The 26112-nt window shown below is 65.8% G+C and carries 28 protein-coding genes; 5 read left to right on the forward strand and 23 right to left on the reverse strand.

The window, feature by feature from the left end; genetic code table 11:
- Positions 1-22 precede the first annotated feature (22 nt).
- The 7 genes from nuoD to HBE63_RS05285 form a co-directional block, all read right to left on the reverse strand.
- Entirely contained in the window at positions 23-1327 is a 1305-nt protein-coding gene (gene nuoD / locus HBE63_RS05255) for an NADH dehydrogenase (quinone) subunit D (RefSeq protein WP_166903810.1), read from the reverse strand.
- Positions 1327-2022, reverse strand: a complete 696-nt coding sequence (locus HBE63_RS05260) for an NADH-quinone oxidoreductase subunit C (RefSeq protein WP_166903811.1) — start codon at positions 2020-2022, stop codon at positions 1327-1329. The genes nuoD and HBE63_RS05260 overlap by 1 nt, the downstream gene beginning before the upstream one ends.
- On the reverse strand, positions 2019-2573 hold the full coding sequence (locus HBE63_RS05265) for an NADH-quinone oxidoreductase subunit B family protein (protein ID WP_036428153.1): 555 nt from the start codon (positions 2571-2573) through the stop codon (positions 2019-2021). Before HBE63_RS05265 ends, HBE63_RS05260 begins: the two co-directional genes overlap by 4 nt.
- On the reverse strand, positions 2564-2932 hold the full coding sequence (locus HBE63_RS05270; protein WP_003881436.1) for an NADH-quinone oxidoreductase subunit A: 369 nt from the start codon (positions 2930-2932) through the stop codon (positions 2564-2566). Before HBE63_RS05270 ends, HBE63_RS05265 begins: the two co-directional genes overlap by 10 nt.
- A 172-nt stretch (positions 2933-3104) precedes the next feature.
- Positions 3105-3503: a response regulator transcription factor gene (locus HBE63_RS05275; protein ID WP_166903812.1), complete on the reverse strand. Its 399-nt coding sequence runs from the start codon at positions 3501-3503 to the stop codon at positions 3105-3107.
- 69 nt (positions 3504-3572) lie between these two features.
- Complete coding sequence (locus HBE63_RS05280; protein WP_166903813.1) at positions 3573-4088, reverse strand: YceI family protein; 516 nt, start codon at positions 4086-4088, stop codon at positions 3573-3575.
- 26 nt (positions 4089-4114) lie between these two features.
- Positions 4115-4507 (reverse strand): nuclear transport factor 2 family protein, encoded by a 393-nt coding sequence (locus HBE63_RS05285; RefSeq protein ID WP_166903814.1) that lies wholly within the window; start codon positions 4505-4507, stop codon positions 4115-4117.
- Positions 4508-4563: 56 nt separating this feature from the next.
- Between HBE63_RS05285 and HBE63_RS05290 the strand changes: the two genes are divergently transcribed.
- Entirely contained in the window at positions 4564-5199 is a 636-nt protein-coding gene (locus tag HBE63_RS05290; protein ID WP_166903815.1) for a class I SAM-dependent methyltransferase, read from the forward strand.
- 5 nt (positions 5200-5204) lie between these two features.
- On the opposite strand, the gene HBE63_RS05295 is transcribed toward HBE63_RS05290, so the two are convergent.
- The 8 genes from HBE63_RS05295 to HBE63_RS05330 are packed head-to-tail and all read right to left on the reverse strand — an operon-like array spanning position 5205 to position 12840.
- The gene (locus tag HBE63_RS05295; protein WP_166903816.1) at positions 5205-5558 is read right to left on the reverse strand and encodes a DUF6285 domain-containing protein; all 354 of its coding nucleotides are present in this window, start codon (positions 5556-5558) and stop codon (positions 5205-5207) included.
- Positions 5555-6535 (reverse strand): phosphotransferase family protein, encoded by a 981-nt coding sequence (locus HBE63_RS05300; protein WP_166903817.1) that lies wholly within the window; start codon positions 6533-6535, stop codon positions 5555-5557. Before HBE63_RS05300 ends, HBE63_RS05295 begins: the two co-directional genes overlap by 4 nt.
- A complete protein-coding gene (locus HBE63_RS05305; RefSeq protein ID WP_166903818.1) occupies positions 6532-7776 on the reverse strand; it encodes an acyl-CoA dehydrogenase family protein in 1245 nt (414 codons plus the stop codon). The genes HBE63_RS05300 and HBE63_RS05305 overlap by 4 nt, the downstream gene beginning before the upstream one ends.
- 20 nt (positions 7777-7796) lie before the next feature.
- Positions 7797-8408, reverse strand: coding sequence for a TetR/AcrR family transcriptional regulator (locus HBE63_RS05310; RefSeq protein ID WP_166903819.1), 612 nt, complete (start codon positions 8406-8408; stop codon positions 7797-7799).
- Between the two features lie 8 nt (positions 8409-8416).
- Complete coding sequence (locus HBE63_RS05315) at positions 8417-9319, reverse strand: hydroxymethylglutaryl-CoA lyase (RefSeq protein ID WP_166903820.1); 903 nt, start codon at positions 9317-9319, stop codon at positions 8417-8419.
- Position 9320: 1 nt separating this feature from the next.
- Positions 9321-10523, reverse strand: coding sequence for a CaiB/BaiF CoA-transferase family protein (locus HBE63_RS05320; RefSeq protein WP_166903821.1), 1203 nt, complete (start codon positions 10521-10523; stop codon positions 9321-9323).
- Complete coding sequence (locus HBE63_RS05325; protein WP_166903822.1) at positions 10520-11746, reverse strand: S9 family peptidase; 1227 nt, start codon at positions 11744-11746, stop codon at positions 10520-10522. Before HBE63_RS05325 ends, HBE63_RS05320 begins: the two co-directional genes overlap by 4 nt.
- 2 nt (positions 11747-11748) lie before the next feature.
- Positions 11749-12840: a homogentisate 1,2-dioxygenase gene (locus HBE63_RS05330; RefSeq protein WP_166903823.1), complete on the reverse strand. Its 1092-nt coding sequence runs from the start codon at positions 12838-12840 to the stop codon at positions 11749-11751.
- A 177-nt stretch (positions 12841-13017) separates the two neighbouring features.
- Between HBE63_RS05330 and HBE63_RS05335 the strand changes: the two genes are divergently transcribed.
- Positions 13018-13575, forward strand: coding sequence for a type 1 glutamine amidotransferase domain-containing protein (locus tag HBE63_RS05335; RefSeq protein ID WP_166903824.1), 558 nt, complete (start codon positions 13018-13020; stop codon positions 13573-13575).
- Positions 13576-13601: 26 nt separating this feature from the next.
- Here HBE63_RS05335 and HBE63_RS05340 read toward each other — a convergent pair whose 3' ends face one another.
- The 4 genes from HBE63_RS05340 to HBE63_RS05355 form a co-directional block, all read right to left on the reverse strand.
- Positions 13602-15428 carry a multicopper oxidase family protein gene (locus tag HBE63_RS05340; protein ID WP_166903825.1) on the reverse strand — a complete coding sequence of 609 codons (1827 nt, stop codon included), beginning with the start codon at positions 15426-15428 and terminating at the stop codon, positions 13602-13604.
- Positions 15429-15559: 131 nt separating this feature from the next.
- Positions 15560-16126: a TetR/AcrR family transcriptional regulator gene (locus HBE63_RS05345; protein ID WP_166903826.1), complete on the reverse strand. Its 567-nt coding sequence runs from the start codon at positions 16124-16126 to the stop codon at positions 15560-15562.
- 51 nt (positions 16127-16177) lie between these two features.
- Positions 16178-16789 (reverse strand): NAD(P)H-dependent oxidoreductase, encoded by a 612-nt coding sequence (locus tag HBE63_RS05350; protein WP_166903827.1) that lies wholly within the window; start codon positions 16787-16789, stop codon positions 16178-16180.
- A 13-nt stretch (positions 16790-16802) separates the two neighbouring features.
- Positions 16803-17969, reverse strand: coding sequence for an acyl-CoA dehydrogenase family protein (locus HBE63_RS05355; RefSeq protein WP_166903828.1), 1167 nt, complete (start codon positions 17967-17969; stop codon positions 16803-16805).
- 462 nt (positions 17970-18431) lie between these two features.
- Between HBE63_RS05355 and HBE63_RS05360 the strand changes: the two genes are divergently transcribed.
- Entirely contained in the window at positions 18432-19409 is a 978-nt protein-coding gene (locus HBE63_RS05360; RefSeq protein ID WP_166903829.1) for an esterase family protein, read from the forward strand.
- A gap of 86 nt (positions 19410-19495) precedes the next feature.
- On the opposite strand, the gene HBE63_RS05365 is transcribed toward HBE63_RS05360, so the two are convergent.
- The 3 genes from HBE63_RS05365 to hisN form a co-directional block, all read right to left on the reverse strand.
- Positions 19496-20716 carry an acyl-CoA dehydrogenase family protein gene (locus HBE63_RS05365; RefSeq protein WP_166903830.1) on the reverse strand — a complete coding sequence of 407 codons (1221 nt, stop codon included), beginning with the start codon at positions 20714-20716 and terminating at the stop codon, positions 19496-19498.
- A 38-nt stretch (positions 20717-20754) separates the two neighbouring features.
- On the reverse strand, positions 20755-22152 hold the full coding sequence (locus HBE63_RS05370; RefSeq protein ID WP_166903831.1) for an acyl-CoA dehydrogenase family protein: 1398 nt from the start codon (positions 22150-22152) through the stop codon (positions 20755-20757).
- A 161-nt stretch (positions 22153-22313) separates the two neighbouring features.
- Positions 22314-23096 (reverse strand): histidinol-phosphatase, encoded by a 783-nt coding sequence (gene hisN / locus HBE63_RS05375; protein ID WP_166903832.1) that lies wholly within the window; start codon positions 23094-23096, stop codon positions 22314-22316.
- A gap of 22 nt (positions 23097-23118) precedes the next feature.
- Here hisN and HBE63_RS05380 point away from each other — a divergent pair, with 22 nt between their 5' ends.
- Positions 23119-23466 carry a hypothetical protein gene (locus HBE63_RS05380; RefSeq protein WP_166903833.1) on the forward strand — a complete coding sequence of 116 codons (348 nt, stop codon included), beginning with the start codon at positions 23119-23121 and terminating at the stop codon, positions 23464-23466.
- Positions 23467-23470: 4 nt separating this feature from the next.
- Here the strand turns inward: HBE63_RS05380 and HBE63_RS05385 are convergent, their stop codons facing one another.
- Complete coding sequence (locus HBE63_RS05385; RefSeq protein WP_166903834.1) at positions 23471-24841, reverse strand: FAD-dependent oxidoreductase; 1371 nt, start codon at positions 24839-24841, stop codon at positions 23471-23473.
- 150 nt (positions 24842-24991) lie between these two features.
- Here HBE63_RS05385 and prfB point away from each other — a divergent pair, with 150 nt between their 5' ends.
- Entirely contained in the window at positions 24992-26110 is a 1119-nt protein-coding gene (prfB, locus tag HBE63_RS05390) for a peptide chain release factor 2 (RefSeq protein WP_166903835.1), read from the forward strand.
- Positions 26111-26112 lie beyond the last annotated feature (2 nt).

A 26112-nucleotide genomic window follows, 5' to 3' on the forward strand; every position in this document is an offset into this window, starting at 1 on the left:
TGTCTCCTCTTCGCGCAAGCGCTCATCGGTCAACCCCGCCCATGACCGGATCGATCGACGCCACCGCGGCAATGGCATCGGCGACCATGCCGCCCTCACACATCGCCGCCACCGCTTGCAGATTCGTGAACGAGGGGTCGCGGTAGTGCACCCGGTATGGCCGGGTGCCGCCATCGGACACCATGTGCACCCCGAGCTCGCCGCGGGGGGACTCCACCGCGACATACACCTGACCGGCCGGAACCCGGATGCCCTCGGTGACGAGCTTGAAGTGATGGATCAGCCCCTCCATCGAGTGGCCCATGATCTTGGCGATGTGCTCGGGGGAGTTGCCCAATCCGTCTGGGCCGACCGTGAGATCGGCGGGCCAGGCCAACTTCTTGTCGTCGATCATCACGGGACCGTCGCCCAGCTTCTCAAGTCGGTCGACGCACTGCTCGACGATCTTGAGCGACTCCCGCATCTCCTTGACCCGGATGATGTACCGCCCGTAGGAGTCGCAGCGGTCATCGGTGATCACGTCGAATTCGTAGTCCTGGTAACCGCAGTACGGTTGCGCGCGACGCAGATCGTGGGGCAGCCCGGTGGCGCGCAGCACCGGGCCGGTGATCCCGAGCGCGATACACCCGGTCAGGTCGAGATACCCGACACCGACGGTGCGAGCCTTCCAGATGTAGTTCTCGTTGAGCAGATCCTCCAGGTCCTGCAGGCCTTTCGGCAGCTGATCAAGCAGCGCCCGAACCTCGCTCAGCGCGCCGTCAGGGAGGTCGGCGGCCAGCCCACCCGGCCGGATGTAGGCATGGTTCATCCGCAGGCCGGTGATCGACTCGAAGACCCGCAGGATCTCTTCGCGTTCCCGGAACCCATAAAACATGGCCGACATCGCACCTAACTCCATGCCACCGGTGGCCAGCGCCACCAGATGCGAGGAAATCCGGTTGAGCTCCATGAGCATCACCCGGATGACACTGGCGCGCTGGGGAATATCGTCGGTGACACCGAGCAGCTTCTCTACGCCCAGGCAGTACGCCGTTTCGTTGAAGAACGGCGCGAGATAGTCCATCCGGGTGACGAACGTGACGCCCTGTGTCCAGTTGCGGTATTCGAGATTCTTCTCGATGCCGGTGTGCAGATAGCCGATGCCGCAACGGGCTTCGGTGATGATCTCGCCCTCGATCTCCAGGATCAGCCGCAGCACCCCGTGGGTCGACGGATGCTGGGGGCCCATGTTGACCACGATGCGTTCACCGGCATGCTCGCGGGCCGCGGCCACCACGTCGTCCCAGTCCTCTCCGCCGACCACCACGACGGGGGATTCGGTAGTCATCAGGTGTAGGACCTCCGCTGATCGGGCGGCGGGATCTGCGCGCCGTGGTATTCGACCGGAATACCGCCCAGCGGGTAGTCCTTGCGCTGGGGATGACCGACCCAGTCGTCGGGCATCTCGATTCGGGTCAACGCCGGATGCCCGTCGAACACGATGCCGAAGAAGTCGTAGGTCTCGCGTTCGTGCCAGTCGGTGGTCGGATAGACCGAATACAGCGACGGAATGTGCGGATCCGCGTCGGGCGCTGCGACTTCCAGCCGAATGCGGCGGTTGTGGGTGATCGACATCAGCGGGTAGACGGCGTGTAGTTCACGGTCGGTGTCGTCGGGGTAGTGGACGCCGCTCACACCGAGGCACAGCTCGAACCGCAACGGGGGATCATCGCGCAAAATGCTGGCCACCGCGGGCAGTTGGACCCGGCTGACCTCCAGGGTCAGCTCATCTCGATGAACCACCACACGCTCGATCGACACCGCATAGCGCTCCTCGCCGAGGAGTTCGGTGAGCCGGTCCACCACCTGGTCGAAATACCCGCCGTAGGGGCGCGGGGAACTGCCGGGCAATTCCACCGATCGCACCAGCCGGCCGTATCCCGAGGTGTCGCCCGTGCCCGAGGCGCCGAACATGCCGCGCCGCGTTCCGATCACCTCGGGGGTGTCGCCGCCGCCCGGGCCGTTCCCGTTGGCCGCGCTCACCGCAGCAGCCCCTTGAGTTCGATGGTCGGTGTGACGGACAGCGCTGCCTGCTCGGCCTCCCGGATCGCCTCCTCGCGGTTGACCCCGAGCGGCATCTGCTGAATCTTGTCGTGCAACTTGAGGATTGCGTGCAGCAACATCTCAGGCCGCGGTGGGCAGCCGGGCAGGTAGATGTCCACCGGCACCACGTGGTCGACCCCCTGCACCACCGCGTAGTTGTTGAACATGCCGCCCGAGGATGCGCAAACCCCCATGGCCAGCACCCATTTCGGCTCCGCCATCTGGTCGTAGATCTGTCTCAGCACCGGAGCCATCTTCTGGCTGACCCGGCCCGCAACGATCATCAGGTCGGCCTGCCGCGGCGTCGCGGAGAACCGCTCCATGCCGAACCGGGCGATGTCGAAACGCGGTCCCGCGGTCGACATCATCTCGATTGCGCAGCAGGCCAGGCCGAAGGTGGCCGGCCACAACGACCCCTTACGCACGTAGCCCGCGACCGCCTCCACCGTCGAGAGCAGGATTCCACCGGGCAGGCGCTCCTCTAATCCCAATTCAGGCCTCCTCGCCGCCACACATAGGCGTACGCCACGAATACCGTGAGCATGAACAGCAACATCTCCACCAGCGCAAACAACCCGAGACTGTCGAACGCCACCGCCCACGGGTAGAGGAAGACGATTTCGATGTCGAACACGATGAACAACATCGCCGTGAGGTAGTACCGGATCGGCATGCGCTGGCCGGTCACGCCGGCGGCCCCGGGCTGCATCGGCTCGATCCCGCATTCGTAGGCCTCGAGTTTGGACCGGTTGTACCGGCGCGGACCGATGACGAGCGCGATCCCGACGGATACCACGGCGAACGCGGCCGCGATCGCTCCGAGAACCAGGATGGGCGTGTATAAATTCATGCCACTTATCGCTCCCTCGCCTGCTTGTCGATGTGAGCTAACCCACAGCCTAGCGAGGTTTGCGGCCTGTGCCACACATTTTGGTTAGTATCGTTTCATATCGGGGCAGCACGTCGCTGCGGCCACAGCCGTGCCGCGAAAGTCAACGGCAACACGGTAATTCGCGCAGAAATTACTGAACCGGGGTGCGCAGCAGCGATACCACCGCATCGCCCAGCCGGATCGGATCGATCGGGTGTGGCACGGCGGCTTCCGCTTGTGACCAGCTAGCCAGCCAGGCATCGTCGGGACGCCCGGTGAGCACCAGGATCGGCGGGCAATCGGTGATCTCGTCCTTGAGTTGTTTGGCCACTCCCATGCCCCCGGCCGGCGTGGCTTCCCCGTCGAGAATCGCCAGGTCGATACCCCCGGCGTCCATCTGTGAGATCACCATCGGTGCGGTGGCGATCTCCACGTAGGCCAGCTCCGGCAGTTCCGGGTGTACGCGTTTGCCCAGTGCGAGTCGTACCTGTTCGCGGGTGCGCGGGTTGTCGCTGTACACCAGGATGCGCAGCGGCGCTGGGCCGGCCATGGTGCCGATGCTACTGCGCGAGACGCCGTTGGCCGGACAACTCAGCGAATTCTGTTGTGGCGCATCGCATCAGTCTCGAGTGAACACCAGTTCGCCCGAGAGGATCGTCGTTGGACCGACCATCCCGAGTAGATCGCCCGACACGCCGAAGTCGTCTCGTTGCACCTCGCATTGGCCTGACAGCTGCAGTGCGCCGTCGTCGAGGGCCCGCGCGTCGACCGGCAACTCGATGGGCTTCGACACTCCGCGGACCGTCAGCACCGCCTTCAATCGCACCCTGTCATCGGACGGCTCCAAACCTGTCACCTGCACGGTGATGTCGGGATGAGCCTCGACATCGAAGAAATCGGGGGATCGCAGATGGTTGTCGCGCTTGCCGATCCCGGTGTGCACCGACGCCGCTGCGATCACCACCTGACCGTTTACCCCGGCCCCGGCGGAGCCGTTACCTGTGAATTCGGTGAAGTGGCCGGTGACGGTGGCCAGGCCCCACATCGTCTTGTTCCGAAACGTCACTTTGGACCGGTCCGGGACCAGCGTCCAGTCTCCGGCGCTCGCGGTCAGGATGTCGCTGGTCGTGGCCATGGCACCTCCATGTTCTTCGGGTCGGGTCAGGTGAACAAGGGCTCGATGTCCTTCGGATCGAAGTACTCGTCGATGCGGTGGATCAGACCGTCGGTACCCACTTTGATCACGATGCACACCCGCAGCGCGATCAAAGCGCTGTCGCGTCCGGTGGCATGCAGGACATGTTGCTGGACGAATCCGCCGTCGAAGAACTGCCGATCCAGCACTTCGTAGCGGCGGTCGCCGGTGGCGTTGATGAACCAGTCGATGATCTTCAATGCGCGGATGCGGTCGTTGTCCCGGGAGTCGCCCGCGTGCCATACCGCGACGTCATCGGCCCACAGCCGGGCTACTCCGGCCTTGTCTCCACGCTCGATCGCGTCGAACAGCCCGTCCGCGACGTCATCGATGACCTGGGTGTCGGCTGGGGATATCATCGGCCTCCTCGGCTGGGGCTTGACCTCAATGGTTATTGAGGTTTCAGACTCGAATCATGAACTCCACACCTGCGCACTCCCTGTTCGACGAAGCCTACGAGCACCGCACCGCACCGTGGGTGATCGGTGAGCCGCAGCCGGCGATCGTCGAGTTGGAACGCACCGGCCGCCTGAGCGGCAAGGTGCTGGACGTCGGCTGCGGTACCGGCGAGCACACCATGCTGCTGACCCGACTGGGGTACGACGTGCTCGGAATCGACTTCTCCGAACATGCTGTCGCCCAAGCTCGAGACAATGCCGCGCAGCGGGGTATCGATGCACACTTCGCCGTCGTGGATGCGACCCGCCTCGGGGAGCCACCGGACCCGCGCTACGACACCATCGTCGACAGTGCGCTGTTCCATGTCTTCGGCGATGCCGATCGCCACCGCTACGTCGCCAGCCTGCACCGAGCCTGCCGGCCGGGTGCGACGGTGCATGTGCTGGCGCTTTCCGATGCCGGCCGCGGATTCGGACCCCAGGTCAGCGAGGAGGTGATTCGGCAGGCCTTCGCCGAAAGCTGGCAACTGGAGTCTCTGCAGACCACCACCTACCGCGGTGTGGTGGGTGCGGCACATGCCGAGGCGCTCGGCGAGCCGGTCGGGGCCCGGGTGGACGAACCGGCCTGGCTGGCCCGGATCCGCAGGCTCTGACAGGTTCACGGCGCGTCGTAGCCCGGGTGCGCGGCGGCAAGCCGTTGACGGACCAGTACGCGCAGACAGGCGGTGACATCGTTGGCCCGGTCGTCGAGTTCGCCGGCCCGGATCGCCGCCGCCAGCGCGGCCTCGTCGACGAAGCCGAGGCCGGTCAGGGCCGCTAACGAGGCGGTGGCCGCGGGGGTGTCGGAGGCGAGCAGCTCGCGTTCGACCATGCGCAGGGCGTTGGCGGCGACGCGGGCCTGAAATTTCACGGCGGCTGCAATCGTGTCGCTGTCGCGCACCTCGGTATCGAGGAACTCCGCGACCGCGGCCACCAGTTCGGCCGCGCTCGGCCGTCCGTACAGGTTGCTCACCAGCTGCTCCCGTCCAGCAGACACAACAGGTCCCACTCGGTTTCGCACACGCGACGGCCGATGGTCGCCAGCTCCACCGATCGGGTCTGCCCGCTCAGATGGCGCTCGGCCTGGTAGCGGCAGATGACGCCCCAGCGCAGCGTGGCGAGTACGAGCCACCAGCGGATCGCCGACCGGTCCAACGTCAGCCCGCCGGCTTCCTCGTAGGCGTTCAGGAAGCTCTCGATGCTGCCCAGACCGCCCGCCCCAAGGTCGGCCGGTGCCCCGAACCGCCAGGCCCGGATGCAGAACCAGGCCAGGTCCTCGTACACCTCGCCGAGGTGCACCAGCTCCCAGTCCAGTACTGCGGCCAGGCCCGAGTCGTCGACGATCACGTTGCCCATCCGGAAGTCACCGTGCACCAACCGCGTGGGTGACACGGGTGGCCGGTTGGCAGCCAGCCAGCGAAACACCCACTCGAAAGTGGCTGTCGTATCGCCCATCTCGTCGAGTTGCTCACGCCACTGCGACACCTGGTCCAGCTCCACGAGGCCCGGCAGCGCCGGGGGCTCGGCTTGATGGATGGCGGCCAGCGCCTGCGCGCACTGGGTGAGCAGCCGTCCCCGACCGGCATCGTCGAGCATGCGCTGGATGCGCCGCACGATGGTCTCGCCACCGATGAAGTCGCAGATCAGGAAGGGATCACCCAGGGCGGCAACGGAATCGTCGGCGACCAGCACGTGGGGGACCGGCGCCCCGGCCCGGGCCGCCGCACGTTGTGCGGCGGCCTCCAGTTCCATCCCGGCGTGTACCTCATCGGGTGCGCCGGTACGCAGGATCAGCGCGCGCCGAGTCGAGTCCGTGACGGCATCGAACGACCACGTGGTGCGGCTGGCTCCGCCGGTCAGCGCGCGCACATTCTCGACGGCGACATCGGCGCCCAGCACCGGGGTGAGGACATCGACCAGCTGCGGGGTGAGCAGGCCGGCCTCCGTCACCGCTTGGCCTTGCCGAAACCGAACAGCCGCTGCGCCACTCGGCGCATCTGGATCTCCTCGGCACCTTCGGTGATGCGATAGCGCCGGTGGTGCCGGTAGATGTGCTCGAACGGTTCGTGACGGCTGTAGCCGATGCCGCCGTGCACCTGCATGGCCCAGTCGGCGGCCTCACACACCAAGCGGTTGGCGCGGTAGTTGGCCATCGAGACCTTGTCGGACACCTCCATGTGGTGGTTCTGGTCCAGTTGCGTTGCGGCGTATCGGACCAGCAGCCTGACCATCTGCGCCTCGGTCTGCAATTCCACCAGCGGCCACTGCACGGCCTGGTTCACCGCCAGCGGCTTGCCGAACACCATGCGCCGGTTGGCGTAGTCCACAGCGCGGTCGATGCAGAACTGGGCGGCGCCCAGGCTACTGGCGGCCTGACGAATCCGGTTCTCGTGCAGGAACGTCTGCCCGACCTCCAGCCCCCGGTCGACCTCGCCGAGCACCGCGTCGGCCGGCACCCGGACGTTGTTCAGCTCGACCTCGCCGTGATCGGTGGGCATGTTGAACGTCCACCAATAGAACGGGACGGTGAATCCCGGCGCGTCGGTGGGCACCAGGAATGCGCTGATGCCACGCGCCTGTCCAGGATCCCCGGAGGTCCGGGCGAAGATCAGATCATGAGTGGCACGGTGCACTCCGGTGTTCCACCGCTTGCGGCCGTTGATGACCCATCCCTCGCCGTCCTGCACTGCCGTGGTCTCCAACCAGGTGGCATCCGAACCGTGGTCGGGCTCGGTCAACCCAAAAGCCATCGACCGCTTGCCGGTGAGCATCGCCTCGACCCATTCGGCCTTCTGCGCCTCGGTGCCGAAGCGGTCCATCATGATCACCTGCGGGAAGTTCCCGACGATCGACGACTCGTCCTGCAGGTCGTTGTGCAACCCCAGACCCTTATGTGCCAGGTGTTCTCGGATGACGGCCATGTCCAGATTGCTGCCGTCGCGTCCCCCGAACCGGGCGGGCAGGCCGTAGCGCAGCCAACCGGCGGCATCGGCACGTCGACGCATCTCGTCGAGCAGGTCCTCCCAGGCCCGGGTGGGCACCCCGCCGTTCTCCCAGTCGGTGCGGGCGTACTCGCGGCGCTGGTCGAAGTACTGCATGTGCTCGCGCTCAAGCGGCTTGATCTCGGCCTCGATGAACTCGTCCATCTCGGCAAGCACAGTTGAAAGATGGTCGGGCAAAGCGAAATCCACGATGATCTCTCTTTCTCAGGTCAGAAGCCGTACAGGGTCTTCTTCCAGATTGTGGACAGGGTGGTGATGGCCTCGGCATCGCTGATCTCGATGCCGAGCCCGGAATGGCCGACGAATACCGTGGTGAAGTTCTCGAACAGCAAGGCGATGGCCGCGCCCACGTGTTCTGGCTGCAGTCCCTGAGCGTGGCCCTGCCCTTGGGCGTGGTGCACCGACGCGATGACGATGTCGATACCGAACCGGCGGAACTTGTTCTGGACGTCGGCGAATCGCTGCTGGGTGGCCGCCAGTTGGGCGACCGCGATCATGATGCCGATGTTCTGCTTGAAGATGTTCCAGTAGCCGGTCACCACCGTGGTGAAGAACTCGGTGTCGTCGGGGGAGTCCGGCAGGTGCAGGTTCAGCCCGGACGGTTCGACGACGTCGTGCAGAAACGATTCGGCCAACGCCGCCAGCAGATCCTCTTTGTCGGTGAAATACCGATAGAACACCGCCGGACTCTTGCCCGCGGCCGAGGTGATGTCGGACAAGGTGGTGCCGTGAAAGCCACGCTCGGCGAACAGTTTCCGCGCAGCCAGCTCGATGGCCGACCGCGTCTGGCGGCCCTTGGTGCCCAGCTCGGCAGCGGTCATCGACAGCCTCAGCCCAAGATCCGGTCGCCGGCCCGCAGCAGTGCGCTGGGAAGCTCGTGGCCCACGGCATCCTGGGCGACGCGGGCCGCGTCGATGGCTGCGGGCAGCTCGACATCGACGGCGATGTCGCTGTCGCGCAACATGTAGATCAGGTCCTCGGTGGCGATGTTGCCGCTGGCGCCCGGCGCGAACGGGCAGCCGCCCAATCCGCCGACCGACGCGTCCAGGCGGGTGACCCCGGCTTGCACGGCGGCGTAGGCACTGGCCAGGCCCGCGCCGCGAGTGTTGTGGAAGTGCGCGCCCAGTGGCAGGGTACCGATCAGCGGTCGGACCTTCTCGATCAACGAGCTGACCCGGCGCGGGGTGGTGGTGCCGATGGTGTCGGCGATGGCTATCCGGTTCACGCCGAAATTGACTGCAGCCGAGGCGATGTCGAGCACACGCTGCGGATCGGTGGGGCCGTCGAACGGGCAGTCCCACGCGGTGGCGATGATCACCTCCACCGAGGTGTCGGTGTCGGCCGCGATGGCCACGATGTCGGCGATCTGCGCGGTGGCCTCCGCCGAGGGGCGTCCCACGTTGGCGTGGGAGTGGGCATCCGACGCCGACACCACGTATTCGATGGAACGCAGGCCGGCGGCGATGGCGCGTTTGGCGCCGTTGGGGCTGGCGACCAGTGCGGAGAACTCGACCTCGGGAAACCTGTGGAGCTCTTGTGCGAGTTCGGCCGCGTCGGCCAGGGCCGGCACTTTCGAGGGGGAGACGAAAGCCGTCGCCTCCACCTCCCGTACTCCGGTGGCGACGATGGCCTCGAGGATCGCGATCTTGGCGGACAACGGGATCGGCGTCTCGATCTGCAGGCCATCTCGCAGGCACACCTCGCGGATATCGACCTTGTCGGGCAGTTTCATCTCACAGCACCCCCTCGGCGCGCAGGGTTTCCAGGTCTTGTGCACTGCGCCCGAGCAGGCCGCCGTACACCTCGTCGTTGTGCTGGCCGGGCCGGGCTGAGCCGGCGTTGCGGATCGTGCCGGGTGACTCGGAGAGCACCGGAACGACGCCGGGGCCCTTGACGTTGCGCTGCACGCGTTCGTCCCAATGATCGGCGAGCATGCCGCGGGCCTGCAGTTGCGGATCCTGCATGACCTCGGCCACGGTGTTGATCGGCCCGCTGATGACTCCGGCTTGTGACAGGGTCTCGATGATCTCTTCCGGCTGCCGCCGCGCCGCCCAATCACCGATGATCTTGTCCAGCTCATCCTGGTTGCGTCCCCGGGCAACGTGATTGGCGAATCGATCGTCGGTCGCCAGCTCCGGGCTGCCCATCGCCGCGCACAGCCGGCGGAACACGGTGTCCTGGTTGGCCGCGATCACCACCCAGCTGCCGTTGGCGCTCTGGTAGATGTTGGACGGAGCGATGCCTTCCAGCCGCGTGCCCGACGGCCCGCGCACCACGCCGCCGATGTCGTAGTCGGGAATGGTGGATTCCTGTATCGCCAGGCAACTTTCGGTTAGTGCGGTGTCGACGACCTGGCCCTCGCCGGTGACAGTGCGGCGGTACAGCGCGGCCAGCGCGCCCTGGGCGGCGAACATGCCGGCCAGGCTGTCGCCCAGCGACAGGGCCAGCCGCGGCGGGGGACCGCCGGGAAACCCGTTCATGTGCCGCAGCCCGCTCGACGCCTCGGCCACCGAGGCATAGCCGGCCTTGCCGGCGTCCGGCCCGGTCTGCCCGTATCCGGAGACCCGCACCAGGATGATGCCCTTATTGCGGTCGCGCAGAATGTCGTAGCCCAGATTCCACTTCTCCAGGGTGCCGGGCCGGAAGTTCTCCACGATGATGTCCGACTGCTCGACCAGCTCGAGAAACAGATCCCGGCCCTGAGCAGTCCGAAGGTCCAGGGTGACGGCCTTCTTGTTGCGGGCGTGCACAGTCCAGAAGAAGTGGTGTCCGTCGAGTTCGGCCTGACCCCAGGTGCGCAGCGGATCCGGGGTGGCCGGCAGTTCGATCTTGATGACCTCGGCGCCCATGTCGCCGAGCAGTCTGCCGGCGAACGGCCCCGAGATCAGTGTGCCGAGCTCGATCACCCGCACCCCGTCGAGGGCGCCGGTGGTCATAGCGACTGCGCCAATCCCCGGTCGCTTCGCTCCTGCCCGCCGAATCCGTGTCGGTGCAGCCAATCCGTGCAGATGCTCACAGCTTGGCGCAGGGTGCCGCGCTGATCCGGACCCGAGTAGTAGTGGTTGGCGCCGGGGATCTCGTGCATCTCCTTGTCGGAATGACCGATCGCCTCGTACAGCCGGCGGGTGTGGCTGGGGGTGCAGGCGTCGTCGGCCAGGTTGCCGATCACCAGGGCGGGGACCGCGATATCCGGCCCGGCCTTGACCGCGTCACCGTTGGCGTCGTCGTAGCTCCATTGGGACAGCCAGCTGCGCAGCGTGCAGAAGCGGGCCAGACCGACCGGGCTCATGTTGACCACCTGAGGATCTCCCAGATAACACGTGCCGGGTTTGCGATCGTTCGGGTCGACGCTCGGGTCGAGCCAGCGCGGGTCGGCCATGGTGCCGTGCACGACGAAGGCGAACTCGTCATCGGGACGCCCCTTTTCGGAGAGTTCCGCCAGCTTTTCTTTGACCCACTTGGTGATTCGCCGATTCCGGGCGATCTGGGCCTGGTGGTAACGCTCCAGGAACTCCGGTGTGTACGGCGGCTGGTTCGGATTATCGGGGTTGTACAGATCCAGCTCGGGGTCCCGCTTGGTGGGATCGTGCTCGTCGAGGATGGAGGCGTCCATCCATTCGGTCATGGTGCCGTGGCGGCTGATATGCGCGGCCAGCAGCATGATTCCGTCGGCCGGTATCAACCCCAGCTTGGTCAGGTCCGGCCCGTCCCCGGAGGGGCTCGCCGTCACGGTGGGGTTCTGCGCCTGCTGCTGGTAGAACACCGACAGCGAACCGCCGCCGCTCCAGCCGGCCAGTACCACCTTGTCGTAGCCGAGCCGGTTCTTGGCATCCTTGATGCACTCGCCGAGATCCTCGACTACCTTCTCCATGAGCAATGCCGAGTCGGTGCCGCGGAACCGGCTGTTGCAGTAGATGACATGGTGCCCAGCGCGGGCCAGCGCATTGATCATCGGCAGGTACGCACCGCCGCCGATGGGGTGCATGAACACCAGAACGGTGTCGGAGGGCTTGTCCTTCGGCTTGAGCAGATAGCTCTCCAGCACGACCAGCTCGGCCACCCCGCCGTACACATCGCGTACGGACGAGTTGTTCTGGTAGGCAACCAGATACGGGATGCGGTTGTACTCGTGCTTCACAGGTGCTTCAACAGTTGTCATCTCTAGTGCTGCCCCAGATCGTTGGCGAGGATTTCGGCGGACGGGATGAGACGACGTCGGGTGTCGATGGCGATCACCGACCAGTCGACCCGGTCATAGTCGTCGAACTTGCGGCGGGCGCGCTCCCGCGCCTTCTCGGGTGCCCCGTGGTGAACGCCCTGCGGTGCATGGGAAACCAGACCGGGCGGCATCGGGATGCCGTACAGCGTTCCGCCGTGGAAGAAGGCGATCTCGTCGTAGTCGACGTTGCGGTGATACCACGGGGTGCGCTCGGTACCTGGCACGCTCTCGGCTGGTTTGGGCAGGAAGTTCATCACGTACACGCCGGTGGCCTGCATGAAGAGATGCACGGTCGGCGGCAGGTGCACGCTCTCTGAGGTGATGACGGTGTAGTCCTCGATATTGAAGGTGAACGGGAAGTTGTCGCCCCGCCAGCCTTCCACGTCGAGCGGATTGTGTTGGTAGAACAGCGAAGTCGGGCCACCTTCATGGATGAGGCGAACCTCGTACTCCTCCCGGCCGTCGTCGTCGATCGGTGCCGGTTCAGGGATGGTGACCTGCGCCGGGTCGAACGGGAAGTGCCGTCCCAGTGTCCCGGCCGGCGGAACCCGGAAATCGTCGGTGGCCTGGATCATGAGCCACGTACTCTCGCTGTCGGGCACTTGGCGGAACGTGCAGGCCTTCGGGATGTAGACCCAGTCGCCCTCGCGGTAGCGCAGGGGGCCGAACTCGGTCTCCAGCAGGCCTGAACCCTTGTGGACGAACAACAGCAGGTCACCGTCGACGTAGCGGACGAAGAACGGCATCTCCTCGGTACGGCGGCTCAGCAGCACCTGGCAGTCGGCGTTGGAGAACATCAGCAGCGGGCCGCCCTGTGCGTCGGTGGCGTCGCTGGGCTTGAGCTCGGTGGACAACACGTCGGTGGGGCGTAGGGGGCCGACGGTGCGGTAGGCGGTCGGGTCGTTCCGCCGGTACATGTTGGCGGTGCGGCCGACGAACCCGCCGCGGCCAAGTTCGTCGTCCTTGAGGCCGTCGAGGTCGGCATGCACCCGCTTCGGGGTCTTGCCTTTACGCAGGTGGACGAATGATTCCATGCTCGACTCCTGGGAGGTGCGGATCAAAAACTGAAAGTGACTTTACTTTTTGTTACGGCCGCTGACAAGAGCGTTGAGCCGGTGATCTTCAGCGTTTTGCGGTCCGCGTCCCGGGGTAGCCCTCGCGTGGGTGCCCAAGCTCACTGCTGCCCGTCGGTGTCAACGAAAGGACTTCTCATGAGAAAGGAATTGGAAGGCCGCAGGGTCGGGATCCTTGCCGCCGACGGTGTGGAGCGCATTGAACTCGAACAACCACGCGCGGCCGTCGAGAACGAGGGCGGCCACGTCGAGCTGCTGTCGCTCAAAGCCGGCGAGATCCAGGCCCGTGATCATGATCTCGAACCGGCAGGCACTTTTCCGGTGGATCGCACCGTCGCCGAGGCGAAGGTCGATCAGTTCGACGCGCTGATCCTGCCCGGGGGGACGGTGAACCCGGACAAGTTGAGGCTCGACGAGACCGCCGTGGCGTTCGTCCGCGATTTCGTCAATTCGGGTAAGCCCGTCGCGGCCATCTGCCACGGACCGTGGACCCTGGTGGAAGCAGGCGTGGTTCGCGACCGCACGCTGACCAGCTACCCGAGTATCCGCACCGACCTTCGCAACGCCGGTGCCACCGTGGTGGATCGGCAGGTCTGTGTCGATGGCAATCTCATCACCAGCCGCGCCCCGGGCGATCTGCCCGCGTTCTGCGAGGCGATCACCGAGGTATTGGCGTGTAGTCCGGCGCAGACCTGAGCCCCGGTCAAGCCCCGATGTGAGACTCAATGGTGGTGACGATGATGCCCACCGTTCGTGTCGGGCATGGACTGATCGGGGGCCGCCGGATCGATGACGCGGAGCTGGCGCATCATCTCGTGGTCCTCGTGGTCGAGCATGTGGCAGTGCCACACATAGCCGCGTAATGCACTGCCGTCAGGTCCGTTGAAGATCGCGTCCGGGTCGAACCCGAGTTCTTGGGCGGTGGGCCAGCGCACCAGGATGCGGGTGATCTGACCGCGTGGGCAGCGTACGGTGTCCTTCCAGCCTGTCTCGTATGGTGCGGGCGGCTGCAATGGCCCGCTCACATAGTCTTCGGCCGACGGCGCCCACCGCTTGCCGACGCGGATGTGCATTCCTTGCTCCACCGCATAGCGTGGATGATCGTAGTTCTGTCTGCCGATCACCCGGAACTGGATGAGGTGCAGGTGAATTGCGTGTACCTGGATGGTGGCATCGGCGTTGATCAGGTTCCACATCTGGACGGTGCCCTGTGGGGCCTCGTCGACGTCGGGGCTGTCGAACATCAGGTTGTCGATGTTCATCATGATCCACGACATCAGCAGGCCTTTGGTGTAGAGACTGCTGTTCAGTGTGTGGTTCGAGACTTCGCTCGGTTGCGAAAGTGGCGGCAGTGCAGGCGGTTTGCCAGCTGTGCCGCGCAGGGTGTCGGGAATCGAGGTGTATCTACCCGGCTTGTCGGTCGCCTCGAACTCCATCACCTCGCGCACTGCGGCGCCGCCCGGCATCTGGCCGAACAACGAGATCTGCATCAGGTTGATCATTTCCACGGCATCGCCGGGAGCGAAGCCGGAGAAATCGACCAGGATGTCGTAGCGCTCACCCGCTGCCATGTCCAATGCGCCGACCAGCACCGGCTCGTCGAGCAGCCCACCGTCGCTGCCGATCACCCAGAACGGCATCCTGTTGGAGAAGCTGATCCGGTAGTCGTTGAGCTGGGACGCTTGCACGATCCGAAAGCGGTATACGCCACGGTCGACCATCAACTTCGGCCAGGCTTTGCCGTTCACCACGATGACGTCTCCGGCCAGTCCACCACCCCAGAGACGCTCGAATATCGGTGTGCGGACACTGTTGTAGCGCATGCCGCCGTTGCGATAGAAGACCTTGTCCGAGATCACCAGCGGAACCTCGTGCTCACCCGCCGGCAGCCCCAGGGGATTTTCCTCGGCGCCGGTGTCGAATTCGTCGCGGATCCAGTAGGGCGCGGCCAGGCCGGCGTAGACGTTGAGGCGCGTCAATCCCATCGAATGGTCGTGGTACCACAGCGATGTGGCCTCCAATTCGTTGGCGAAGCAGTAGTTGACACTTTGGCCCGGCGCCATGCACGAGGTCGGGTAGCCATCGTCGACGGGCCGGTTCGGGGCGCCGTGCAGGTGGATGACCAGCGGGGGATGATGTGCGTGTTCCTTGCGAGCGCCGTGCACGCGATGGTCGATGTACTCGGCCAGGATGTGGTGGCCGAGGCCGTTGACGAATGTCGTGACCGTATCGTCGCCGCGTTCTACCTCGATGACCGGGCCGAGGTGGCTGGCCCCGTCGAAACCCCAACTGCGAGCGGGCAACATGTCCCGGTGGAATTGATGCTCGTGCTCGGCGGCGATGATCTGGCCGCCCAGGGGTCGACGCGGCAGGATCGGCAGCGGATCGACGTATTTCTGCAAGCGTGGTGAATGGAAGCCGACGAAGGAGTAGTCCGGCAGCGTCGGTTGGTCGTGGTCGGTGTCAGGCCAGAACGGCGCGGGGTCCGCGCGACCGAATGCGGCGCTGGCGAGTAGCCCGCCCGCGCCCATGGCGGTCGTGGTCAACATTCGCCGCCGGCTGATGAGTGGATCGTGCCCCCGAGGAAACCCCACCCCATTTCCATACCACACCGTATGGTATGGATACGGCAAAACGGCGCAGATGTCCGGTGCTCGCAGGGGGCGCGGGTATGGCGTGGTCAGGGCCTGACCATGAAGTCCAGAAAGCGTTCTCGCTGAGGTGCGGTGAGCGGTAACGGTTTTGACCCGGCCAGCTGCAGAAAGCCGACGCCTGCCGCGAACGTGGTGCCGGCACGCAGTTCGGCCTCATCGGCACTGAATCCCAACTCGACAAAGGCCTGCCGCACCGCGCGCATGACCCGCCGGTCCGATGCGTCCACGCTCGCAGCCACGGTGGCGTCGGCGCGAGCCCACTCGCGCATGGTGCGCTCCAGCTTCCAGTGCCGGGGGCTCACCAACGCGGTGATCATCATCGACAGCCGCTCACGGGGCGGATGATCCTTGATGTCGCTGTAAACGCGATGCTCTTCGCCGCGCTGACTCCCCCAGGATTCGATCAGCGCGGCGCGGTACGCCGCCATATCGCTGAAATGCCAGTAGAAACTGCCCTTGGTGACGCCGAGCCGGTCGCAGAGTCGGTCAACTTTGAGGGCCTGCAAGCCGTCTTCGGTCAGCAGTGAATATCCCGCCTGGATCCAGTCGTCCACGGACAGCCGGTTGCCACCATGGGTGCGAGGGGTGGGCATGCGGGCAGCCTACGGGACGGGACACCGCCCATCAGACAGTCGGGCGATTGTTCAGCGGGCCGCTGCGCGTGCCAACTCGATGGCCTCGGCGCGCATCTGTTCTCGCTCGGCGGGCGTCCAGCGGGTGGTCGGTTCCACCACCAATGTCTCCACCGCATACCCCAGCATCCCGAACACGTACTCCAGATACGGCTTCTGGAAATCCTGCAGTTCAGGGTGGCGCCCGTCGTAGGCACTGCTGCGGGTCAGGATGAGCTGCAACGGTTTTCCCTGCCCGAGGGTGCCGACATGCTCGCCGCGCTCGTTGAGCGTGAAGCTGGCCACCGGTTGCACGATGATGTCGATCCATGCCTTCAGTGCATGCGGCACATGCCAGTTCCACATGGGGGAGGAGATCACCAGCTGGTCGAAGCCGCGCACTCGCTCGATCTCGCCGAGCACCTGCTGCCATACCGATTGCTGGTCCTCGGTGATCGGCTCGCCGAACAGTTGCGCGAACTTCGCGATCGCCGCATCCCGGCCGAAGCGCAGCACATCGTCGTCCCACACTGAGAACCGTTCCACCTCGCCGACCCCGTCGGCGGCATCCAGATAGGCCTGCGCCAATTGTGAGGACAATGCGTCGTCCCCTTTTGGGCTGGCCTCTATCCACAGAGTCCGCATCAGTTCAGCTCCGTCAGATCATCGAGGTCCGGGGGATCTTCATCCCCAGCGCCAGCGCACCGGCCAGTTCGCGGCTGGTGTCGTAGTCGAACACCACATGTCCGGACAGCACGTCGACGTCGCGTTTGAACCGCTGCAGGGGGCTGGACAGGAAATGGATGCTGGCCCCGCCCGCGCCCAGGAGCTGGGCGATCACCGTCCGCGATTCGCCGACGATGTGCGCGGCCGCCAGGCGCGCCTGTGCGCGAACGGGCTTCTCCACTGCGTCGCCGGCCGTCACGATGGCCTCGATCTCACCGACGGTGTCGGCCAGCAGGCCGTGCAATGCGCGGATCCGGACCTGAGCCTCGGCCAGATGTGCCTGCGCGATCGGCTTGTCCTTCTGCATGACGCCCTCGTAGGGCAGGACGCGCTCACCCAGACGCTGCGCGTAGATCTCGGTGACTCGCTCGGCGCTGCCCAGGGCGGGCATCGCCGCGAGCAGGGCCAGGGCGGGCACCATCGGCCAGCGGTAGGCGGCGCTGTCGTGGAGGCCGGCGCCTGGCGCGGTACCGGAGTAGATGTCGAGCACTTTCACCAGTCGGTGCTCCGGGACGAAGACGTCGGTGGCGATGGCGTCGTTGGAGCCGGTGGCCCGCATGCCGTCGGTGTGCCACACGTCGGCCACGGTCACATCGCCGATGGGCAGCAGCGCCAGTGCCGGATACAGCGCATCGTCGGGTCCGCACAGCGCGGCGACGATGATCCAGTTGCCGTGCATGACGCCGGTGGCCCAGGACCACCTGCCGGTCAGACGGATGCCGCCGTCGGCCGGCAGTCCGCGCCCCGTCGGCGCGAGTGGGGCGGGGGCGAGGAACGGGCGGCTCGCGAACGCCTCCTCCTGGGCCTGCTCGCCGAACAGCGACAGCATCCAGTTGTGCAGGGCCAGGAAGCCGATCGTCCAGGCGCTCGACGTGCAGCCGTGGGCCATCCGTCGTACCGGATCCAGGATGGCCGGGAAAACGGCCTGCTGACCGCCGTAGCGGGCGGGTACCAGGAGCTCGGTGAAACCGGACTCGGTGAGGTCGGCGACCGTCGCATCGGGAAGCCGGCGCAACTCCTCGGCTTCACCGGCGCGCTCGGCCAGTCGAGTGACGAATTCGGCAGTGATGACGCAGTCCGTGGTGGGGGGCGAGGTCATGGCCCGAAAGTTACCATACTTTTTAGTATGGCCATGATTGGGGCCCTCCCGAAGGCTCCGCCCGGGCAATTTGAAAACCGGTTGGCGACGATCCGATAACCCTCCGGACACCAGTTGTGAACAGTTGCGCATCGGTGTTCATCGAACGTCATCCGCGCGGTCGCGAGTGTCGAGCTGTTTTCCCAGGTAGATCGCCCGGAGATGGGCAATAGATAAAGACGAAATCACTTTTTGAAATCCGCAGATGTGCAGTTCGGCGGCGCGCCGCGGGTTTTCCCCTGTCGTGGACGCGTGATTTACTCATGGCGCAACAACTGAATTCTTCGGTCCGCTCATCAGAGGCACCGGCTCGGGCGAGCGGGCGTGACAGTGCAGCGACTCGGTCGCTGCGGTGTCGCTTGGCGATGCTTATCGCTGATCGCGCAAATGGCGTAGTTGACCGGAAACGGATGGATTCGCAGTATGACCTTCATTGACAAGATTCGTGGCCATTGGGCACGCCGGATGACGGTGGCGGCTGTGGCAGCGCTGATGCTGCCTGGCTTGATCGGCGTGACCGGCGGGTCGGCGACCGCGGGAGCATTCTCCCGGCCGGGTCTGCCGGTGGAGTACCTGATGGTCCCGTCGCCGTCGATGGGCCGCGACATCAAGATTCAGTTCCAGAGCGGTGGGCCGGGTTCGCACGCGGTGTACCTGCTCGACGGCCTGCGTGCTCAGGACGACTTCAACGGCTGGGACATCAACACCAACGCGTTCGAGATGTTCCTCGACAGCGGCCTGTCGGTGGTCATGCCCGTTGGTGGCCAGTCCAGCTTCTACGCCGACTGGTACAACCAAGCTTGCGGTAAGGCCGGTTGCACCACCTACAAGTGGGAAACCTTCCTGACCAGCGAGCTGCCGCAGTGGCTGGCAGCCAACCGCGACGTTGCGGCGAACGGTAACGCTGCGATCGGCCTGTCCATGGCCGGTTCCGCCGCGCTGATCCTGGCGACGTACCACCCGGACCGGTTCATCTACGCCGGTTCGATGTCGGGCTTCCTGAACCCCTCCGAGGGCTGGTGGCCGTTCCTGATCAACATCTCCATGGGCGATGCCGGCGGCTACAAGGCGAACGACATGTGGGGTCCGACGGAGGATCCCAACAGCGGCTGGAAGCGCAACGACCCGATGGTGCAGATCCCCACGCTGGTGGCCAACAACACCCGGCTCTGGATCTACTGCGGTAACGGCCAGCCCAACGAGCTGGGCGGCGGCGACCTGCCTGCCACCTTCCTCGAAGGTCTGACCATCAAGACCAACCGGACGTTCCAGGACAACTACATCGCCGCCGGTGGTACCAACGGTGTGTTCAACTTCCCGGAATCCGGTACCCACAACTGGGCCTACTGGGGCCAGCAGTTGCAGGCCATGGTTCCGGACCTGCAGCGGGTGCTCGGCTAAGCCGAGTTCCGCGAACAGACGCAAAACTGCCCCAAATCCTCGGATTTGGGGCAGTTTTGCGTCTGTTCGCGGAGGAAAAGTAACCGCTACTTCAGTTCGGCCGAGGACAGGCCAAGCAGGCGGCGGGCGACCACCAGCTGCTGGATCTGCTGCGTGCCTTCGAAGATGTCGAGGATCTTGGAGTCACGGGCCCACTTTTCCAACAGCGTCTGCTCGGAATAGCCGGTGGTGCCGGCCATTTCGACGGCCTTGAGGGTGATGTCGCTGGCCACCCGGGCGGCCTTGGCCTTGCCCATCGAGGCTTCCTTGGAGTTGGGGATGCTGTTGTCGGCCTGCCATGCCGAGCGGACCGTCAACAGGTACCCGGCCTCCCAGTCGGCCTCCATCCGCAGGAACTCTGCCGCGGGGGCGCTCTGCGCATGGGCCGGCTTGTCGTAGGAGATCTCGATGCCTGCGTCGGTGAGGATCGCCCGCAGGTCTTCCAGCGCGGCGCGGGCGATGCCGACCGCCATGGCCGCCACGATGGGCCGGGTGTTGTCGAAGGTCTCCATGACCCCGGCAAAACCCTTCTCTACGTGGACCTCTGGATCACCCAGCAGGTTGTCCTTGGGGATGCGGGCGTTCTCGAAGCGGATCACCGCGGTGTCGGACGCTTTGATGCCCAGCTTGTGCTCCAGGCGCTCGACGGTTACGCCGGGGTGTTCGCGCGGCACGATGAACGACTTGATGGCCGCCCGGCCCAACGACTTGTCCAGCGTCGCCCACACCACGATGTGGGATGCGCGTGAACCCGCGGTGACGAAGATCTTCTCGCCGTTGATCACGTACTCGTCGCCGTCGAGCACCGCTGTGGTGGTCACCGCGGCGGAATCCGACCCGAAGGACGGCTCGGTGATGGCCATCGCGGCCCACACGTCCTTGCCGAGGCGGTCGAGCTGATCAGGGGTGGCCACCGAGGAGATGGCGGCGTTGCCCAGGCCCTGGCGTGGCACCGACAGCAGTAGGGCGACATCGCCCCAGCTGACCTCCAGTGCGTTGAGCAGTGCGGACATGTTGGCGCCGTTGACCGTGACGTGCTCGCCCTTGGTGTTGGCGTCGTCGCGGAACGCCTCGGCGCCCGCGAACGAGATCGTCTTGGCTTCCGAGATGCCTTCGAACAGGGTGGCCAGGGTGTCCAGCTCGACGGGGTAGGCGTGCTCGGCGAGGTCGTACTTGCGCGAGATCGGGCGAAGCATCTCGGCGGCGCCCTGGTGGCCCTTCTCGATGACCGCCTGGAGCTTGCGGGGCATTTCCAGATTGATTGCCATGATTAGTCTTTCAGCTCAGGAAAAGGAATGAGGCCGGGCTAGATGACTACGACACCCTCGGCGACGCCGATGGCCCGCAGGTCGCGGTACCAGCGCTCGACCGGATGTTCCTTGGTGTAACCGTGACCGCCGAGCAGCTGGACACCGTCCAGGCCGATCTGCATGCCCTTGTCGGTGCCGAGCTTGCGCGCGAGTGCTGCCTCACGGGCGAACGGCAGGCCCTGCTCGGCGCGGGCGGCGCCGCGCCAGGTGATCAGCCGCAGGCCGTCGAGTTCGATGGCGATGTTGGCGGCCATGAACGCCACCGACTGACGGTGGGCGATCGGCTCACCGAAGGCCGTGCGTTCCTTGATGTAGGGGATGACGTAGTCGAGTACCGCATGCGAGGTGCCGACGGCCAGTGCGGCCCAGCCCAGCCGGGACAGGGCGATGGCCTCGCTGTAGTCCTGATCGGTCGCGCCGTCCTCGCCGAGACGGTTGCCCAGCGGCACCGCCACGTTGTCGAGCTCGATCTGGCCGAGGGCGGCCGCACGGATACCCATGCTCGGGTCGGGCTTGACTGTGAGACCCGGTGACGCGGCCTCGATGATGAACAACGCCGGCTTACCGTTCAATTGTGCTGCCACTATGAACAATTCGGCATCGGCGGCGGCCGGGACCAGAGACTTGACACCGGACAGGCGGTACCCGCTGGGGGTGCGTACTGCGGTGGTCTTGAGCGCCGTGGGGTCGAACAGGGCATGCGGTTCGGCAATCGCCACGCAGGCCTGCGGCACGTTCTCGCCGGCGAATTCCTTGAGATAGGTGGCCTGCTGGTCGGCGCTGCCCCAGTGGGTCAGTGCCGACGCGACGCCACCAGGAGCCAGGATCGGCAGGGCCAGACCCATGTCGCCGTAGGCCAGGGCCTCGGCGACGAGCGCATTGGTGACGGTGCTGCGGTGCTCGGCGATGCCGTCGAAGTCCTCGGGCACGTTGACGGCGGTGATGCCGAGCTCGGCGGCCTTGGCGATCAGATCCGCCGGGTAGCCGGCGGCCGCGTCGGCGTCGTGCGCGGCGGGCCGCAGGATCTCCGCGGCGAAGTCCTGGACCGTCTCGACGATCATCTGCTGGTCTTCGTCGGGCGTCAGGTCGAAGTAGTCGGCTCCGCTGGCCTTCAGCCGGGTCGGCGCCTTGCCCAGGCCCTGGACCCGCTGGAATTGCCGGGTAGCGGCGCCGGCGGCGGAAAACGCCTGCTTCACACCGTATTTCAGGCCGCGGTTGAGCGGATCGCGCAGGCCGTAGCGGTCCAGGAACTCCTGGCCGACGATGGGCGTGATCAGCGCCAGCCCGATGTCGGTCGCTGTCCGCTTGTGCTTGTGCAGGCCCACGGCGCTTTGCCGGCCGGGGTTGGAGGGATGGGATGGGGTGCCGTTCTTGGACGGCAGGGTGTTGGTCATGTCAGCTGCCTCTGCTGGTCGTGGCGACGCATCTGACCGTATCTTACTCCGGAGTAAGGTACGGTAGCTGTTACCAACCTCACATCGCTCGAGGCCAGGGTTCAGCTGCCGAAAGTGACCGGCACGCTGGGGTGTGTGGGCGGGACGTGCCCAGCCGTGAACTAGTTGCCGGCGAGCCGGTCCAACACCTGTCCGTGGAGTGGCCCGTTGGTGGCCAGCGCACTCCCGCCGTGCGGGCCCGCGGCGCCGTCGATGCTGGTGAACGTGCCGCCGGCCTCGCGGATGAGGATGTCCAGCGGGGCGATGTCCCAGAGCTTCACCTCGGGCTCGCAGGCGATGTCGACGGCGCCCTCGGCGACCATGCAGTAGGACCAGAAGTCGCCGTAGGCGCGCACCCGCCACACCGCGTCGGTGAGCTCGACGAACCGGTCGCGACGGTGCTCCCACCCGGTCGTCAGGTCCGAGTACGACAGGCTTGCCGACGCGAGGTCGGTGACCCCGGACACCGACAGTTTGCGGGTCGCCCCGGCGAACGAACCGAACGCGCCCTGACCCAGCCCGGCCCACCACCGGCGGGCGAGCGCCGGTGCGCTCACCACCCCGATGGTCGGGACGCCGTCTTCGAGCAACGCGATCAATGTGCACCACACCGGGACGCCGCGGACGAAGTTCTTGGTCCCGTCGATCGGATCGATCACCCACTGGCGGCCGGTCAATGTCGTTGTCCCACCGAACTCTTCACCGAACACCGTGTCGTCCGGGCGGGCCGCGGCCAGCGATGCGCGCAGGGCTTCCTCGGCTCCGCGGTCGGCGTCGGTGACCGGGGTCAGGTCGGGTTTGGTCTCGATGCGCAGATCGAGGGCGCCGAAGCGGTTCATGGTCAATGCGTCGGCCTGGTCGGCCAGTTCGAGGGCCAATGCCATGTCATCTGCGACGGAACTCATGGGGCAGTCCTACCATGGCCTCGTGTGGGAAATCGGCATACTCCTCTTGCTCGTGGGTGCGCTCGTGCTGCTGCTGGCGCCACGGATCATGCGGCGCCGCGGAATTCGCGGTGAGCTGGCGCACGGCACGTTGCTGGTGACCGGGGTGAGCCCTCGTCCGGCGGCGACGGGGGAGCAGTACGTCACGATCACCGGGGTCATCACCGGCCCGACGGTGAACGAACACGTGGTGTATCAGCGCATGGCCGTCGACGTCGGCGCCTGGCCGACGATGGGGGCGCTGTTCCCGGTCGTCTACTCCCCGGGCAACCCGGATAAGTGGGCCTTCGCGCCGGACGGCCCGTCACCGGACGGGCCGCCACCGCCCTGACCGATCAGGCGTGGGCGATCCGGAGCAGCTCGGCCACACTCGCCAGCTTGACCCGGGGCCGACCGACCGACTCGCCGGCGGTGCGCTCGTGCGCGTCGATCAGCTGCCAGTGCTCGCCGGTGACGAGGGCCGGCTGGTGTTCCACCAGCCATTCGGCCAGTTCGCGGTCGTACTCGGACCCACGCTCGTCGACTCCGCCGGCCTGAAGGTCGTCCAGCAGGGTGTCGACGGTGTCTTGAGAGTCTTTCTTGTTGCTGCCGATCACTCCGGACGGTCCCCGCTTGATCCAGCCCACCACGTATTCGTTACGGCTGCCGTCGATTCGGCCGTTGGTGTGCGGGATCGTGCCGGAGCGTTCGTCGAACGGCAGCCCCGGGGTGGGCACGCCGCGGTAGCCGACCGCCCGGACCACCAGCTGGACGGGCAGCTCCTCGCGCTCTCCGGTGTCCTTGGCCACCATGCGTCCGTCCGGGTCGCGGACAAGTTCGTTGCGGCCCAGCACAATCGACTCGACCCGGTCCTCGCCGCGCAATTCGATGGGGGAGGTGCAGAAGCGGAACACGATGCGCCGCTTGGATTCTTGAGGTGCCTCGTCGACGTACTTGCGTAGCACCCTGATGTTCTGCTTGACGGTCTTGGTTGCCGCTTGGAGGTCGTCGTCGGTGATGCCGGCGAAATCGGCCGGGTCGAGGATGACGTCGACGTCGCCCAGTCCCTCCATGTCGCCCAGCTCGCGCAGTTCCAGAGTCGTGAACGTCGCCTGCAACGGGCCCCGGCGTCCGACCACCACCACCTCTTCCACCCCGCGGGTGTCCAGCGAGGCCAGGGCGTGGTCGGCGATGTCGGTGTTGGCCAGGGCCTGTGGGTCACTGACCAGGATGCGGGCCACGTCCAGGGCGACGTTGCCGTTGCCGACGACCACGGCCCGCCCGCCCGCCAGATTGGGTGCCATGCCGTCGAAATGTGGATGGGCGTTGTACCAGCCGACGAAATCAACCGCGGCGACACTGCCGGGCAACTCTTCTCCGGGGATGTGCAGGGCCCGGTCGGACTGAGCCCCGATCGCATAGATGACCGAGTCGTAGCGTTGTGCCAACTCGGCCGGCGTGACGTGCTCGCCGATCTTGATGTTGCCGAAGAACCGGAACCGGGGATCGGCGGCGGTCTTGTCGAACTGCGCGCTGATCGATTTGATCTTCGGATGGTCGGGCGCGACCCCCGAGCGCACCAGCCCCCACGGGGTCGGCAGCATCTCGAGCATGTCGACTCGCACATCACGATCAGAGTCGGGTAGATCGGCGAACTTCAGCAGCGATGCGGCAGCAAAGAATCCCGAGGGGCCGGAGCCGACGATCGCTACGTGATATGGGCGCATACCCTGCCTTCTTACGAGCGGAAAAACCGTCACAGACCCGGCTGATGGTGTGCTGGGCCGGGTACCAACCGACTTTAAACACAGATCGTCTGCGCTGCCGCGAGTCGGACAGAACTGCCGCCGAAATGCCGCCGGGTACCCTGAACATTCGTGGATCCAGACCGCCAAGCCGCCGTAGCCGCACTCGACACCACCTTGACGACAGTGGAGCGGGTGCTCGACATCGATGGCCTGCGCCAGCGGATCGACATGCTCGAGCAGCAGGCCTCCGATCCGAACCTGTGGGACGACCAGTCGCGGGCCCAGAAGGTCACCAGTGAGCTGTCGCATGCGCAGAGTGAACTGCGCCGGGTGCAGGACCTCCGTCAGCGCGTCGAGGACCTCCCGGTCCTGTTCGAACTCGCTTTTGAAGAAGCCGGGGCAGAGGGTGACGATACGGCCGCCGAGGCCGACGCCGAGCTCGCCAAGCTCCGCGAGGAGATCGAGACCCTCGAGGTCCGCACCCTGCTCTCGGGCGAGTACGACGAGCGGGAAGCCGTCGTCACGATCCGCTCCGGAGCGGGTGGCGTCGACGCCGCGGACTGGGCCGAGATGCTGATGCGGATGTACATCCGGTGGGCCGAGAAGCACGACTACCCGGTCGAGGTGTTCGACACGTCCTACGCCGAGGAGGCGGGGATCAAGAGCGCGACCTTCGCCGTGCACGCCCCGTTCGCCTACGGCACCCTCTCGGTCGAGCAGGGCACCCACCGACTGGTGCGGATCAGCCCGTTCGACAACCAGAGCCGACGCCAGACGTCGTTCGCCGACGTCGAGGTGCTCCCGGTCGTGGAAACCACGGATCACATCGAGATCCCCGAAGGGGACCTGCGCGTCGACGTGTACCGCTCCAGCGGTCCCGGCGGGCAGTCGGTGAACACCACCGACTCCGCTGTGCGGCTCACCCACATTCCCACCGGCATCGTCGTGACCTGCCAGAACGAGAAATCGCAGCTGCAGAACAAGGTTGCGGCGATGCGGGTTCTGCAGGCACGGCTGCTGGAACGCAAGCGGTTGGAGGAGCGTGCCGAGATGGACGCGCTCAAGGGTGACGGCGGCAGCTCATGGGGTAACCAGATGCGGTCCTACGTGCTGCACCCCTATCAGATGGTGAAGGACCTGCGCACCGAGTACGAGGTCGGAAACCCGGCCACGGTGCTGGACGGGGACATCGACGGATTCCTGGAAGCGGGGATCAGATGGCGCAACAGAAAAGATGACGACGACTAATA

Origin of the sequence: Mycobacterium sp. DL440 (assembly GCF_011745145.1) — a bacterium.
Lineage (GTDB): Bacteria > Actinomycetota > Actinomycetes > Mycobacteriales > Mycobacteriaceae > Mycobacterium.

Excerpts from the sequence above, each read along its gene's own strand:
- nuoD (WP_166903810.1), bottom strand. The coding sequence starts at position 1,327 with ATGACTACCGAATCCCCCGTCGTGGTGGTCGGCGGAGAGGACTGGGAC.
- HBE63_RS05270 (WP_003881436.1), bottom strand. The coding sequence starts at position 2,932 with ATGAATTTATACACGCCCATCCTGGTTCTCGGAGCGATCGCGGCCGCG.
- HBE63_RS05275 (WP_166903812.1), bottom strand. The coding sequence starts at position 3,503 with ATGGCCGGCCCAGCGCCGCTGCGCATCCTGGTGTACAGCGACAACCCG.
- HBE63_RS05280 (WP_166903813.1), bottom strand. The coding sequence starts at position 4,088 with ATGGCCACGACCAGCGACATCCTGACCGCGAGCGCCGGAGACTGGACG.
- HBE63_RS05285 (WP_166903814.1), bottom strand. The coding sequence starts at position 4,507 with ATGATATCCCCAGCCGACACCCAGGTCATCGATGACGTCGCGGACGGG.
- HBE63_RS05290 (WP_166903815.1), top strand. The coding sequence starts at position 4,564 with ATGAACTCCACACCTGCGCACTCCCTGTTCGACGAAGCCTACGAGCAC.
- HBE63_RS05310 (WP_166903819.1), bottom strand. The coding sequence starts at position 8,408 with ATGACCGCTGCCGAGCTGGGCACCAAGGGCCGCCAGACGCGGTCGGCC.
- HBE63_RS05315 (WP_166903820.1), bottom strand. The coding sequence starts at position 9,319 with ATGAAACTGCCCGACAAGGTCGATATCCGCGAGGTGTGCCTGCGAGAT.
- HBE63_RS05320 (WP_166903821.1), bottom strand. The coding sequence starts at position 10,523 with ATGACCACCGGCGCCCTCGACGGGGTGCGGGTGATCGAGCTCGGCACA.
- HBE63_RS05325 (WP_166903822.1), bottom strand. The coding sequence starts at position 11,746 with ATGACAACTGTTGAAGCACCTGTGAAGCACGAGTACAACCGCATCCCG.
- HBE63_RS05330 (WP_166903823.1), bottom strand. The coding sequence starts at position 12,840 with ATGGAATCATTCGTCCACCTGCGTAAAGGCAAGACCCCGAAGCGGGTG.
- HBE63_RS05335 (WP_166903824.1), top strand. The coding sequence starts at position 13,018 with ATGAGAAAGGAATTGGAAGGCCGCAGGGTCGGGATCCTTGCCGCCGAC.
- HBE63_RS05340 (WP_166903825.1), bottom strand. The coding sequence starts at position 15,428 with ATGTTGACCACGACCGCCATGGGCGCGGGCGGGCTACTCGCCAGCGCC.
- HBE63_RS05345 (WP_166903826.1), bottom strand. The coding sequence starts at position 16,126 with ATGCCCACCCCTCGCACCCATGGTGGCAACCGGCTGTCCGTGGACGAC.
- HBE63_RS05350 (WP_166903827.1), bottom strand. The coding sequence starts at position 16,789 with ATGCGGACTCTGTGGATAGAGGCCAGCCCAAAAGGGGACGACGCATTG.
- HBE63_RS05355 (WP_166903828.1), bottom strand. The coding sequence starts at position 17,969 with ATGACCTCGCCCCCCACCACGGACTGCGTCATCACTGCCGAATTCGTC.
- HBE63_RS05360 (WP_166903829.1), top strand. The coding sequence starts at position 18,432 with ATGACCTTCATTGACAAGATTCGTGGCCATTGGGCACGCCGGATGACG.
- HBE63_RS05365 (WP_166903830.1), bottom strand. The coding sequence starts at position 20,716 with ATGGCAATCAATCTGGAAATGCCCCGCAAGCTCCAGGCGGTCATCGAG.
- HBE63_RS05370 (WP_166903831.1), bottom strand. The coding sequence starts at position 22,152 with ATGACCAACACCCTGCCGTCCAAGAACGGCACCCCATCCCATCCCTCC.
- hisN (WP_166903832.1), bottom strand. The coding sequence starts at position 23,096 with ATGAGTTCCGTCGCAGATGACATGGCATTGGCCCTCGAACTGGCCGAC.
- HBE63_RS05385 (WP_166903834.1), bottom strand. The coding sequence starts at position 24,841 with ATGCGCCCATATCACGTAGCGATCGTCGGCTCCGGCCCCTCGGGATTC.